A 13,871-nucleotide genomic window follows, 5' to 3' on the forward strand; every position below is an offset into this window, starting at 1 on the left:
TAAGGGTCGGCTTTTAACTGATGCATCTGCTACCGATTAAGGGTGACAGACGTTGTGCAGCTCTAGGTTGGTACCGATATCCTTGATGCGATTTGCCTTGGCATCGTCGTTACGTAGCTGGGTCAGGTGATCCAGATAGGCCTGATCCACATCGTTGGTCACATAGTTACCGTCAAATACCGAGGTCTCGAAGCGTTTGATATCCGGGTTCTGCTGACGTACGGCTTCGATCAGATCTTCTAGATCCTGGAAGATGATGCCGTCGGCACCGATCAGCTTATTGATCTCTTCGGCGTCACGGCCGTGGGCGATCAGCTCGCTCGAGGTTGGCATGTCGATACCATAGACGTTCGGGAAGCGGATCTCAGGGGCCGCAGAGGCGAAGTAAACCTTCTTGGCGCCGGCTTCACGAGCCATCTCGATGATCTGCTCGGAGGTGGTACCGCGCACGATAGAGTCATCCACCAGCAGCACGTTCTTGCCCTTAAACTCGGCATTGATGGCGTTAAGCTTGCGACGAACCGATTTCTTACGCTCCTGCTGACCCGGCATGATGAAGGTACGACCGATATAACGGTTCTTCACGAAGCCCTGGCGGTATGGCAGGTCTAGGTTACGGGCGATCTCCAGAGCGATATCGCATGAGGTCTCAGGAATTGGGATCACCACGTCGATATCGTGATCTTCCCACTCCTTCTTGATCTTCTCACCCAGCATGGTGCCCATGTTCACGCGGCTACCGTAGACAGATACCTTGTCGATGGTCGAGTCTGGACGGGCAAAATATACATATTCGAAGATACAAGGCGAATAGGTTGGCGACTGGGCACATTGACGTGTGTAGAGCTGACCATCCAAGGAGATATAGATGGCTTCGCCTGGGGCAACATCACGTACCGTCTCGAAACCGACGGCGTCGAGTGCCACGCTCTCAGAGGCCACCATATATTCGGTGCCCTGCTCTGTCTCATGCTTACCCAGTACCAGTGGACGAATACCGTAAGGGTCGCGAAACGCTACCAGGCCCTGGCCGATGATCATCGCCGCCACGGCATAGGCGCCGCGGGTCAGCTCATGCACCTTAGTCACCGCCTCGAAGACTTCGTCGGCTGTAAGATACTGGCTCTTGGTGTGTTGTAGCTCGTCGGCCAACAGGTTAAGCAGGACTTCAGAGTCTGAGGTGGTGTTCACATGACGACGCTGCTTAACCAGACGCTCGTGCAGCTCGACCGTGTTGGTCAAGTTACCATTGTGCGCCAGAGAGATACCGAAAGGTGAGTTAACATAGAAAGGTTGCGCCTCAGACGCGCTCGAGCTACCCGCAGTTGGGTAACGCACGTGACCTATGCCAGCGGAGCCTTGCAGGCGCTGCATATGCTTAGGTTCAAATACGTCTTTTACCAGACCATTGGCCTTACGCAATCTAAACGCATTGCCATCTACGGTGACAATGCCCGCGGCGTCTTGGCCACGATGCTGTAGCACTGTGAGTGCATCATAGATTGTCTGATTAACCGATGTTCGGCCAACTATTCCGACGATACCACACATGGGTAGGTTTCCTCATTTTAAGATGTTCTGATAATTATTATCTGCGGCCAGGACCAATGGCTAGGCTCGCCTATGCTTAAGCATTTTTATATTTTAGGTACAAAGCTTGAGGTGTTTTCCACGTAGTCAAAGAACCACTGGATAACCACTCCGAATTCGGGAACCAGCTGTGAGCTGGCCCACCAGTCTGTCCTAGGCGCCCCGGTAAAGGCATCCAGGAAAAAGAGTATCGCGCTGACGATAAGCGCCCCGCGCAGAGCGCCGAAACAGAGCCCCAGTACCCTGTCTGTGCCAGACAGGCCAGTCTTGGCCACTAATTGGCCGATAAGATAGTTAACCAGGGCACCGAGAATAAGGGTCGAGATAAACAGGATGGCGATGGCGATGCCATTTCGCACCATTTCATCTTTCATCTGGGTCAGGTAGACGGCGAGATCTTGATAAAACTGACTCGCCACGAAGAAGGCGGCAAACCAGACCACGAGTGACATGGCTTCCTTAACGAAACCACGAAGTAGACTAATTAAAGTCGAAATTGCGATGACCGCAATAATGGCATAATCGATCCAAACCATTGAATAAGGTGATCCAGCATTAGCATTAAGACGGCGGGATTTTACCAGAGACTGAAGACATTCTCACCCCCTAGCCTGATTTAAAAGTGATTTAGTTTATCCGCAATTACGGACACTGAGTTCTGAACCAGGACCATCTTACCCCGGCCCCGCAGACAAAAACGCCCAGGGGAAAAGCCTGGGCGTCGGGGAGTGGTCACTCAAGATCAGAGCAGCGGATTGTAGTCGACCACCGCCGATTTAAGGCCGGTAAACTTATCCAGCTTGGTCTGCAGCTTCTGCAGCTTGGCCTTGGAGATATCAGGCCCCACAAACACCTTGGTCAGTTGGCCATCCACCGGCTTTTGCGGCACGGTATAGGCACGGTAGCCTTGGCTTCGAAGGCGTTTAACCAGGGCATTTACATTGTCGGCATTCTTAAAGCTACCTAGCTGCAGAGTATAGGCAGAGCTCGCCGTCGCTGGCGCAGGTTCACTCTTGTTAGAGGCACTTGTCTTAGCGGTATCGGTTTTCACGACATCGGTTTTTGTCACACTTGGCTTAGTCTCGGGCTTAGCTTCGACCTTAGCCGTTTCTTTCTCGCTCTGCGGCTCGGCTGGCAGTTGGCTAGCGTTAGCTTCTCGCGCACTCATCTGTTGGTCGAACTGCGCTTGCTGCTCACCCAGGTCGATGGCCGTGATGGTACCCTGCTCGTCGAGACGGGACTCGGCCTGTGGCCGCAGTGGGATCTCGGCAAACTGCTCTTCCTGATGCTGCTTCTTACCATCTAAGATATCGGGCAAAAAGATCACCCCCAGGGCCACCAAGACTATGATGCCCACCAGACGGTTTTGAAACTGGCTCGATACCTTCTCTTGTTTGACTTCTACTTCATCCACCTGCATTTAACTTAGGTCCAATTGCTTAAACTCTGCCACAGTGTAAAAGGAGCCAAACACAATTACCACATCGGATTGGCCAATCTCTGGCTTTAACGCTTGGTATGCCTGCTCAACCGAGGCAAAGCTATAGGCAGCTTTGTCGCCACTCAGATAGCTGAGCAAGTCCTGCGCCTTGGCACTGCGCTCACAGTTAAGGTCCGTCAGATACCAGGCATGTACCTGATCGTCGAGCAGGCTAAGCACGGCGCGGCAGTCCTTATCTTTCAACATGCCGCACAGGGCGAAGATTCGCCGGCCTTCATAGGCTCTTAGACGATCGGCCAGATAACTCGCCGCATGGGGGTTATGGGCAACATCTAAGATGATCTTGGGCTGCTCGCTAACCACCTCGAGTCGCCCGGCCAACTTAGCCTCTTTCAGCCCGGTGGCGATGGCGATGCGGGCCTGCTCTGTCTCAAACTGCTGGCACATAAGCTGTTGCACTACCGCCAGCGCAGTGGCGGCATTGGCCAGCGGCAAGCTAGGCAGCGGCAGCCCTGAGAGTGATAAATGAGACGGTTCGGCCGCCTTAAAACGCCAATCTGTCTCGCTCGCCTGATAGCTAAACTCCTGATCCACCCGCAGCATCTTAGCGCCGATGGACTCGGCGTAATCCACCACACTTGCTGGCAGGTCGGCGTCACCAATCACCACGGGACGCCCCGCGCGCATGATCCCAGCCTTCTCTCGGCCCACCAGCTCACGGGTATCACCCAGGTATTCCTGATGGTCGATATCAATCGCGGTGATCACCGCGATATCGGCATCGATAATATTGGTGGCATCAAGGCGGCCCCCTAAGCCTACCTCGAGTAACACGAGATCCAGCCCCGCCTGCTTAAACAGGTAGAGCCCTGCCAGGGTGGCATATTCGAAGAAGGTCAGCGAAATGTCACCGCGAGCCGCATCTATCGCGCAAAACGCCTCGATAAGCGCCTCATCGCTGGCATCAAGGCCATCGATACGCACCCGCTCATTGTATTTGAGCATGTGGGGCGAGCTGTAGACCCCCACCCTTAGCCCAGCCTGCCTCATGATGGCTTCTATCATGGCGCAGGTCGTGCCCTTACCATTGGTGCCGGCAACCGTCACTACCTTAGTGCCAGCAAGGCTATCCAGCCCCATGGTCCTGGCGACGGCCGAAACGCGGCCAAGCCCCATATCGATCTCGGTGGGATGGATGGCTATCAGATGCGTTAGCCAGTCATTAAGGCTAGATTGTGCGTTAGGTAGCGAGGTCATTGCGAATTGCTCTAATTATATTGATTCGGGATTAATCCAGCATAAACAGCGGCCCCAGGGCCAACTTGGGCAGATCATAATGCTCGGGATAGGTGACATCGACCAGATAGAGACCGTTAGGCTTGGCCGTTGCCGCCGCCTGAGTGCGATCCTTTAGTGCCAGTAGCTCTTTAATCCAGGTCACGGGCTGACGACCGTAGCCCACCTCGAGCAGGGAGCCCACAATATTACGCACCATGTGGTGTAAGAAGGCATTGGCCTTGATGTCGACGCAGATATACATGCCCTGACGGGTCACATTGACCTCATGTACGCAGCGAAACGGCGTGTTTGACTGGCACTGAATGGCGCGGAAACTGGTGAAGTCCTGCTCACCTAACAGAAACTGAGCCGCCTCATGCATCTTGGTCTCATCTATCTGCCCCGGATAATGACTCACGCCGGAGCGCAGGATACCAGGTCTGAACTGATGGTTATAAATCATGTAACGATAACGGCGGGCGGTGGCGGTAAAACGGGCATGAAACTCATCGTCCACATCCTTGGCCCAGCGCACGGCGATATCGTCCGGCAGGTTAACATTGACCCCTAGGGTCCAGGCGCTTTCCTTACGCACGGCATTGGTCTCGAAATGCACCACCTGGCCCGTGGCATGCACCCCGGCATCGGTACGCCCGGCGCATTGAATCGAAATTGGCTCGTTGGCAACAAAAGATAGGGCTCGCTCGAGCTGGGCTTGTACCGAGTCGACCTCGGCCTGACGTTGCCAGCCAAAATAACGGCTGCCATCATATTCGATACCTAATGCTACGCGCATGAAATACCTGTCCTCATGTTTTATAAATATGTACGCTAGGCGGCGGATTCTAGCACAAGCTCGGTATGAACTGGATAGTTAACTGGCCCGATAATTGGTCATCCTCGATTTAATACCAATCGTAATAAATAATTGATCATTCTAGCTTGTTAAAACGCTCGATAACTCGATTAGTATTTTTAATTGTAGAAGAACTACTTATCTAAAAATCCTGTCTTGTTCTCAAGCGTTTATCCTGCGCTATTTCTGATCACATGTTTACTGTGATTGGTATAACGGCATGAATTGAGAAAATATTGGCTTGCCGCCATAAAAAAACGGTGCCTAAGCACCGTTTGTTATGACTTATCTTGATTAGAGCTTCTCTGGTTTAGAGCTTCTCTGGTTTAAAGCTCGTCTAGCAACTTCTTGGCTTCCTGCTGCTGACGCTCGTTGCCATCGAGCTCGACCTCTTTGAGCAGTGCCTTGGCGCTATCCATGTCATCGATCTCGATATAGGCGCGAGCCAGATCCAGCTTGGCATTGACCGAATTCTCCTCGTCGTCGACATCCACCATGGCCGCATTGCCCATCAGGTTATCGAGTTCACCCATGTCGACATCCAGCTCCTTATATTTGTCGACATCCAGCTGCTCCTCATCGGCCTCGTTAAGTAGTCTGTCAATATCGATAAAGCCGTTATCTTGCTGGAAGGCGGTCAGGTCATGCTCAGGCACGGCTCTAGCGGCGCCCTTCTTCTCTGCCGCATCCAGGGCTGCCAGTGCCTGATCTACGGTCAGGTTATCATCATCGTCCAGCTGCAGATCGATACCTTCGTCGTCATCTTCTTCTGCCGGCGTATCCTGTGCACTCGGCGCAGCGCTAGTCAATGCAGACTCCCACTCAAGCATATTATCGCTGCTGCGCTTATTGCCCTTGAGATCACCGAAGAAACCCGACTCACCTTTCTCAGCCTTAGGTTCTGCCTCTTCGACCGATTCGAGGTCGGCCAGCAGTGCATCGAGATCCACCTCGCCGTCATCCTCAGCCTTGGTTTCATCTTGGGCGCTTGGCTCATCCTCACCCAGATCAAATTCTAGCGGCTCATGGCCGATCGATGGCTTACTCGCTTCTAGCTCGGCTGCAGGGTCGAGTTCCGGCTCAAGTTCGGGCTCAAGTTCAGGCTCGATATCGACGGACGCTTCATCGCTCGCCGCAGTGTCTGGCGCTTGAGTTTCAGCGGCTTCTGGCTCGCTTGCTGGCGCAGCGGGTTCGAACTCGGCCAATAAGGCATCGAGATCCGCCTCATCGGCATCATCGTTTTCTTCCTCAAATTCGGCGGCGATCTGACGGGCTATCTCATCATCCTGCTCGCTATCGGCCGCCTGCGCCTCCTCGACTTCTGTCGCTTCGTTTTCTGAGGCTGCTGTTTCAGCATCAAAACCGGCTAGCAAGGCGTCGAGATCGGTATCATCGACCTCGGCTTCATCACCCGTAGCATCGATAGCCTCTTCAAGTTCCTGCGCTATCTCATCGGCCAGGGTTTCCTGCTGCGCATCCTCTGGGGAGACTTCAGGCTCGGCGGTTTCCTCAGCCTTAGCCGTCTCTTCCACGGCCGCTTCTTCTACTGCTTCTTCTGCTGGCAGGTTAAACTCGGCCAGCAGCGCATCTAAATCTTCCTCTTTAGTCTCTTCGCTTGGTGTCTCTTGCTCAAATTCGGCTAGCAGCTCATCGAGATCTGTCTCGCTAGTGTCAGCCTCATCTTCAAGCGCTGCAGGCGCCTCGAACGAAGTTTCCTCGGCTAATGGCTCTTCGACTGCCTCGTCCTCAGCGGGTGCCGCGACCGGCGCGTCCAATTCGGCCAGCAGGCTATCCAGGTCATCTTCCGGTGCCGCCTTCGTCTCTTCCTCTTCCTGCTCGCCCATGGCCTCGGCCCAGAGATCATCGAGTGACTGCCCTTCATCATCGATCGGTGACATCACCTGCTCATCACCGGCATCGACCACCATCTCGGCGCCTTCTTGCGGCAACTCCTCGCTAAGATCGGCCTCTGGCGTTAACTGGGTTTCGTCGACCTTCATCAAGGAATCCAGCGAGTCGGCCTCATCGTCATTGTCCAGGTGCACCGCCATCATCTCTTCGCTATCTTCAGGCGCAGGTGCGACAGGCTTATCATCCATCTGCTGTGTCACAGGCGCGCTCTCCTCGCCCGCCTCACTCTTATTGTTGCGACGCTTGATAAACAACCATACCAATACCAGCAGCAGTAGCGCTGGAATAGCCGCGAACAGACCGAGATAGAGCGGGCTGCTCATCATGGTGCGCCAGCTATCATCAACCTCTTTAGGCTGGGCTGGCTGAGTGGCGGCCGCGAGCTGCTGACGTAACTGTTCCACCTCGCTGTTAAGTTGCGCCTTCTGCTCTTTCTGAACCAGTAGTGCCTCTTCCAGCTCGGCGATACGGCTGCTTTGCTCATCTATCTTGGCCTGCAACATCTCGCTGTCGTTGTTGCCCAGATTCAGCTTATCTTGTGCCCTGGCGAGCTCATCGGTGAGCGACAGGTTCTTGGCCTGCTCGGCTTCGAGCTGCGCCGTTAATGCCTCAATCTGCTTTTGCTGTTCGCCGCTAGGCTTATCAGCCGGAGTCGTTTTGTCCTGAGTCATCTCAGGTTGACTCGCCTCTGGTTCACTCGTTTGCGGCGCTTGTGCCGTCGCTACCGGCTTAGGCTTAGCCGCGGTCTGTGGCTTCTGACGCCAGCCTCTATCGTTTTTTTCGGCCTGCTGTTTGGCCAGGCTCTTAGGAATAGCCAGCATCACCTCTTTAGATGGGATCAGCAGGATCATCCCCTTCTCTAAGCTGTTGTAGTTGTCACTGGTAAACGCATGGGGGTTGGCTTCATAAATCGCCGCCATCACCTGATAGATGGTCACACTCGCATCGGGACGGGTTTTCTGTGCAATACTCCAGAAGGTATCAGACGCCGTGGTTGGACCGTATTGGCGCAGTGTCTGGCGACTCTCACCATCTGGACCGGTAATATTGAGGGGTTCTGCGGCAGATAAAAGACCCGAAGTCGACGAGAGAACAAGCAGTGCGCTGGCTAGCAAACCAGCAAGATGCGATGTGCGAAAGTTCATCAATTCTTCCCTTTCAAGCGATGATGGACTGCCATTTGGCAGCGTGCTTTAGGCAATTGTATTTATTGAGATTACTATAAACCAGTTTTAGATGGCCTGCTACTGTTCACATTTCAAAAACAAGTGATCACACAAAAAAAGCCTGCAAACTGCAGGCTTTTTCTCCACTTAGACGCTTATTGGCCCGTTAGGCCGAGCGTTCAGTAGTAGTCTCTGACCAAGACTTCGGCGATCTGTACGCTGTTAAGCGCTGCGCCTTTTCTAATGTTATCAGACACAACCCAGAGATTGATACCGTTAGGATGCGAGATATCTTCACGCACACGGCCCACATAAACAGGATCGGTTCCCGCCGCCTCAGTCACCGCCGTTGGGTACTCTTCGTTAGACTCGAACAGCTCAACGCCCGGCGCATCACGCAACACGGCCTTAACATCTTCTGCGCTCACCGGCTGCACGGTTTCGATATGCACAGCTTCGGAGTGACCATAGAAGACCGGCACACGCACCGCGGTAGGGTTAACCACTATCTGGTCGTCGCCGAAGATCTTCTGGGTTTCCCACACCATCTTCATCTCTTCTTTGGTGTAGCCGTTGTCCATAAACTTATCGATCTGTGGCAGCACGTTAAAGGCGATCTGCTTAGGATAGGCCTTAGGCTCTACCGGCAGCCCCTGCAATAACTTGGCACACTGATTGGCCAGCTCTTCGATAGCCTGTTTGCCCGAGCCTGATACAGACTGATAAGTGGCCACATTGATACGTGAGATCCCGAAGGCATCATAGACAGGCTTAAGCGCGACCAGCATCTGAATGGTCGAGCAGTTAGGGTTGGCTATGATGTTGCGGTTACGAAAATCGGCGATCGCCTGAGGGTTCACTTCCGGAACCACCAGCGGAATGTCGATGTCGTAACGGAAATGTGAGGTGTTATCGATCACCACACAGCCCTGCTCGGCTGCAATAGGTGCCCACTTGGCCGATACGTCACCGCCCGCCGAGAAGAAACCTATCTGCGCCTGAGACCAATCGAAGGTCTCCACGTCTAAAATTTCGACCTGTTTACCATGGAAAGTTACCGTGTCGCCCGCACTACGACTACTGGCTAAAGGATACAAATTGGCAACGGGAAAGTTGCGCTCTTCGAGGATCTCAATCATTGTTTGACCCACGGCTCCCGATGCACCTAAAACGACGACGTTAAATTCCTGCGACATAATTACAGACCGACTCCTGAAAAACCTAATTCGAACAACCAATCTACATCAGAACCCGCGGCATTGGCTAGCATTAACGCGCTAAATTCACGTCGATGCTTATGATTTTTTCTCATCAGGTCGAAGCCTTTGTTATTTTGGAATCGCTGGCGAAACAGTTCGTCGTCATCGCGCAGGTCATAGACCAGGCGAACCAGGCTAAGCAAGGCCCTCTCATCAGGCACTGACAGGGGCGACAACTGATGACTCCACAGCGGCGGTAACAGGCTGGAAAGCGACTTATCGACCTCTCTTCCAAGCTGAGCCATCAAGGCCAGATACAACATGAAGGTGCCGCGAGCCTTGCCCTCAAGGCTATAGCCTGCGATGTGCGGGGTGGCTATCTCAACCAGTGGTACCAGCTCGGCCATCGGCTCGGGTTCCCCTTCCCATACATCCAGCACCAGCTTGAGATCCTCCCGCACCTGTTTCACCTGAATGAGCGCGTGGTTATCTATCACCTCGCCGCGACAGCAGTTCAGCAGCCAGGTGCCTTCGGCGAGTGTGTTCAGGCGCGCCTGGTCAAACAGATAGTGAGTCGGATGCTCGCCATCTCGAGTCAGTGGCACATGCAAAGAGATCACATCGCAGCGCTCGATGAGTTCCTCTAGGGAGACAAACTCGCGCTCATCGCCACTGGCTTCGAGCAAGGGATCGTTGAGCAGTGTCTTCACTCCATAGGCTTGCAGACAATGTTGCAGCGCTGTGCCCGTGTTACCGGCACCGACTATGCCGACCGTCTTATTCTTAAGCGGCGAATGAAAACGTCTGGCGAGCTCCAGCATGGCATTGAAGGCGTACTCGCCTACGGCTACCGCGTTACAGCCCGGCGCATTGGTGCAGAAGATGCCTCGCCGCTTCAGATAATCCAGGTCCAGATGGTCCATGCCTATGGTGGCACTGCCCACGAAGGAGAGCCTGTCGCAGCCGTCCAGCAGACTCTTATTCACCTTAGTGACTGAGCGCACCAGCAGGACATCGGCATCTTTCACCTGAGCCTGGATCAGGGTGCGGCCATCGACCATCACCACCTCGCCAAGATCGGCAAACAGGGCTTCGACATAGGGCATATTTTCATCGGCTACAATTTTCATCGACTTCTCTTCACAGTTACTTGGGGCTACTTTATCGTATTATTTCGCAGTACTATTTTGCCGCACTATTTTTTTGCAGTAAATTTCGGGCACAAAAAAGGAGCCCTAAGGCTCCTTTTCGAGAGTTTTGCATCAGACTCGGATTAACGAGTACGTGGGCAAAGTTCTTCAGCGCTGAAGAAGTAAGCGATTTCACGCTCTGCAGAAGTCAGTGCGTCAGAACCGTGAACGGCGTTTTCGTCGATGCTGTCAGCGTAGTCAGCACGCAGAGTGCCACGAGCCGCTTCTGCTGGGTTAGTTGCACCCATGATCTCACGGTTAGCCAGAACAGCGTTTTCGCCTTCCAGTACTTGAACCATGATAGGACCAGAAGTCATGAACTCAACCAGCGCACCGAAGAAAGGACGCTCGCTGTGCTCGGCGTAGAAGCCTTCAGCTTGTTCTTTGCTTAGGTGAACCATTTTAGAAGCGATGATTTTCAGGCCAGCGGTTTCAAAACGGTTGTAGATAGCACCGATGTGGTTTTTAGCAACGGCATCAGGCTTGATGATAGAAAAAGTACGTTCGATAGCCATGTCTAGCTTCCTTCATTAAACAGGTTTTTAAAAATTCGCGCGGATTATACGAAATTAAAACCGAAAAACCTACCTTTATAACGAGATGAATGAGACATTCATCAAACCGTCATCTAGGCTGGGCGCGATCCTGCTTGCAAAGTAGCAAACACAAACCTGAACCTCTTTGGGTCAAGGCGATACTAAGAAGCTCGACGCAACATCAATACTCGTTGATCCAACAGGCCTGAATCGCCTCCAGGATCCGCTCATTGCAATGATTGGGGTCGTCGTCAAACTCATCGAGTGCCAACACCCACTCCCGCAGATCGGTAAAGCGGATCTTGGCGGGATCCACATCGGGATGGGCCTCAAGCAGACTGAGTGCGACATCGAGAGAATCTATCCATTTCATTGTCTTACCTCTATCGCTGAAAACTCTCCCTTAAGTTTAGTCCCTCGGCGAATGGCGGGATCAAAAAAGCCGGTCTGATGAACCGGCTTTCTTTCGTGTGCAGCGCACTGTTAGTCAGGCTTAACCTTCACTCACCATGTTGATGGTGTATTTAGGGATCTCGACCACGAGATCGCTGTCAGGCACCTTAGACTGGCACGACAGGCGGCTTTCAGGCTCCAGGCCCCAGGCCTTATCCAGCATATCATCTTCGAGCTCATCGCTCTCTTCCAGCTCATCGAAGCCTTCACGGATGATCACATGACAAGTGGTACAGGCACAGGATTTCTCACAGGCATGTTCGATGCTGATGCCATTACGCAGCGCCACGTCCAGCACAGTCTCGCCCACCTGGGCCTCGACTACTGCGCCGTCCGGACATAACTCTTCATTGGGTAAAAAAACTATTTGAGGCATATTGTTACCTATATATTGTCAACCGACTGGCCCTTGAGCGCCAATCGAATGGAATTATCCATACGTTTCGCGGCAAAGCTTTGGCTGGCATCGTCCAGCGCAGCAATTGCCTTTTCGATGGCGTCCGTATCGGCTTGGCTCGCCACCTGTGCCAGATTAGCCATTCCCGCCTGAATCGTCGCCGCTTCTGCTTCGTCGAGCAGGTTGCCATCTTTAGCCAGTGCCGCCGACAGGGATTCTAGTACCCTGGCCGCCTCCACTTGCTGCTCGGCCAACATGCGACGTTCGATATCCTCTTTGGCATGGGCCATCGAATCTTTGAGCATGGTGCCGATCTCTTCGTCGGTCAGACCGAAGGAAGGTTTAACCTGAATGCTGGCCTGCACGCCAGATGATTTCTCCATGGCGGTCACGCTAAGCAAACCATCGGCATCGACCTGGAAGGTGACACGAATATGGGCCGCGCCGGCCGCCATAGGCGGAATGCCTTTGAGGGTAAAACGGGCTAGCGAGCGACAATCGGCCACCAGCTCACGCTCGCCCTGCACCACATGAAATGCCATGGCAGTTTGGCCATCCTTAAAGGTGGTAAACTCCTGGGCGCGGGCAACCGGAATCGTGGTGTTACGAGACACCACCTTCTCAACCAGGCCACCCATGGTTTCGATACCCAGCGACAGCGGGATCACATCCAGCAGCAGTAGATCAGACTCTGGCTTGTTACCCACCAAGATGTCGGCCTGAATCGCGGCGCCGATGGCCACCACACGGTCAGGGTCAATTGAAGTCAGCGGCGCCTTACCGAAGAAACCTTCGACGCGCTCACGCACCAGAGGCACGCGGGTCGAGCCGCCAACCATCACGGTTTCCAGCACTTCATCGGCAGCGATACCGGCATCGCGTAGCGCGCGGCGACAGCTGGCGATGGTCTTCTTCACCAAGGGCTCGATCAGGGCATCGAACTGCACCTTATCGACCACTTGCTCAAATACTTCTCCCGCCGCCAGTGTCAGGCTCGCGGTAACACTTGCCTGCTCGGTCAACGCCTCTTTCACCCGGCGACTCTCGATGAGCAGTGCGCGGCGTTCGCTGGCGCTGAGGCTGGCCAGTTGCCAGCTCTGCTGCAGATGATCCGCCAAGGCATGGTCGAAATCGTCGCCGCCAAGGGCTGAATCACCGCCGGTAGCCAGTACCTCGAACACCCCTTTGTTAAGACGCAGAATCGAGATATCGAAGGTGCCGCCGCCCAAGTCATAGATGGCGATCACCCCTTCCTGCCCCGAGTCTAGGCCATAGGCGATGGCTGCCGCCGTCGGCTCGTTGAGCAGACGCAGCACCTTGACCCCAAGCAGGCTGGCCGCCTCTTTGGTGCCCTGACGCTGAGCGTCATCGAAGTAGGCCGGCACTGTGATCACTACACCTTCTAAGGCCCCCCCTAGGGTCTTCTCGGCGCGATCCACTAAGGGTCTTAGGATATCGGCAGAGATCTGAATAGGGTTGAACTGACCGGCCTGGGTATTAAAGAGCGGCAAGCCGTTTTCGCTGGCAGAGAAATTATAGGGTAGCGAGGCATCCTTGGCCTGGATATCACTCAGGCTGCGCCCCATGAAACGCTTCACCGAGACCACGGTATTGAGTGGGTCTTGGGCGGAGAAACGCTCGGCATCCACGCCGACCTGCACCCCATCTTCGCTGTAGCGCACCACGGAAGCCAGGGCGTGACGGCCTGATTCATCGGCCAGGGTATCGGCAACACCACTGCGCACGGCAGCCACTAGGGAGTTGGTAGTACCTAAGTCAATGCCCACCGCCAGCCTGTGCTGGTGCGGCGCGGCGCTCTGTCCGGGTTCAGCGATCTGCAAAAGTGCCATATCT

The 13,871-nt window shown here is 54.1% G+C and carries 12 protein-coding genes; all 12 read right to left on the bottom strand.

The features are described from left to right. Positions 1 to 36: 36 nt before the first annotated feature. Positions 37 to 1,551 carry an amidophosphoribosyltransferase gene (gene purF / locus L2731_RS14360; RefSeq protein ID WP_041510967.1) on the bottom strand — a complete coding sequence of 505 codons (1,515 nt, stop codon included), beginning with the start codon at positions 1,549 to 1,551 and terminating at the stop codon, positions 37 to 39. An 86-nt stretch (positions 1,552 to 1,637) separates the two neighbouring features. Next, positions 1,638 to 2,126 carry a CvpA family protein gene (locus L2731_RS14365; protein WP_041510966.1) on the bottom strand — a complete coding sequence of 163 codons (489 nt, stop codon included), beginning with the start codon at positions 2,124 to 2,126 and terminating at the stop codon, positions 1,638 to 1,640. Between the two features lie 206 nt (positions 2,127 to 2,332). Further along, positions 2,333 to 3,010, bottom strand: coding sequence for a cell division protein DedD (dedD, locus tag L2731_RS14370; protein ID WP_249253850.1), 678 nt, complete (start codon positions 3,008 to 3,010; stop codon positions 2,333 to 2,335). Beyond that, a complete protein-coding gene (gene folC / locus L2731_RS14375; RefSeq protein ID WP_249253852.1) occupies positions 3,011 to 4,288 on the bottom strand; it encodes a bifunctional tetrahydrofolate synthase/dihydrofolate synthase in 1,278 nt (425 codons plus the stop codon). Between the two features lie 31 nt (positions 4,289 to 4,319). Then, complete coding sequence (gene truA / locus L2731_RS14380; RefSeq protein ID WP_041510964.1) at positions 4,320 to 5,105, bottom strand: tRNA pseudouridine(38-40) synthase TruA; 786 nt, start codon at positions 5,103 to 5,105, stop codon at positions 4,320 to 4,322. Positions 5,106 to 5,491: 386 nt separating this feature from the next. Beyond that, positions 5,492 to 8,221, bottom strand: a complete 2,730-nt coding sequence (locus tag L2731_RS14385; protein ID WP_249253855.1) for a FimV/HubP family polar landmark protein — start codon at positions 8,219 to 8,221, stop codon at positions 5,492 to 5,494. A gap of 200 nt (positions 8,222 to 8,421) precedes the next feature. Continuing rightward, complete coding sequence (locus L2731_RS14390; RefSeq protein ID WP_041510962.1) at positions 8,422 to 9,438, bottom strand: aspartate-semialdehyde dehydrogenase; 1,017 nt, start codon at positions 9,436 to 9,438, stop codon at positions 8,422 to 8,424. Between the two features lie 2 nt (positions 9,439 to 9,440). Then, a complete protein-coding gene (locus L2731_RS14395; RefSeq protein WP_249253857.1) occupies positions 9,441 to 10,571 on the bottom strand; it encodes a 4-phosphoerythronate dehydrogenase in 1,131 nt (376 codons plus the stop codon). A gap of 143 nt (positions 10,572 to 10,714) precedes the next feature. Beyond that, the gene (ndk, locus tag L2731_RS14400; protein WP_041510960.1) at positions 10,715 to 11,146 is read right to left on the bottom strand and encodes a nucleoside-diphosphate kinase; all 432 of its coding nucleotides are present in this window, start codon (positions 11,144 to 11,146) and stop codon (positions 10,715 to 10,717) included. 202 nt (positions 11,147 to 11,348) lie between these two features. Continuing rightward, a complete protein-coding gene (iscX, locus tag L2731_RS14405) occupies positions 11,349 to 11,540 on the bottom strand; it encodes a Fe-S cluster assembly protein IscX (RefSeq protein ID WP_041510959.1) in 192 nt (63 codons plus the stop codon). A gap of 120 nt (positions 11,541 to 11,660) precedes the next feature. Beyond that, entirely contained in the window at positions 11,661 to 11,996 is a 336-nt protein-coding gene (gene fdx / locus L2731_RS14410; protein WP_041510958.1) for an ISC system 2Fe-2S type ferredoxin, read from the bottom strand. 8 nt (positions 11,997 to 12,004) lie between these two features. Further along, on the bottom strand, positions 12,005 to 13,867 hold the full coding sequence (gene hscA / locus L2731_RS14415) for a Fe-S protein assembly chaperone HscA (protein WP_249253859.1): 1,863 nt from the start codon (positions 13,865 to 13,867) through the stop codon (positions 12,005 to 12,007). Positions 13,868 to 13,871: the final 4 nt, after the last annotated feature.

It is taken from the genome of Shewanella aquimarina (assembly GCF_023349185.1).
Lineage (GTDB): Bacteria > Pseudomonadota > Gammaproteobacteria > Enterobacterales > Shewanellaceae > Shewanella > Shewanella aquimarina.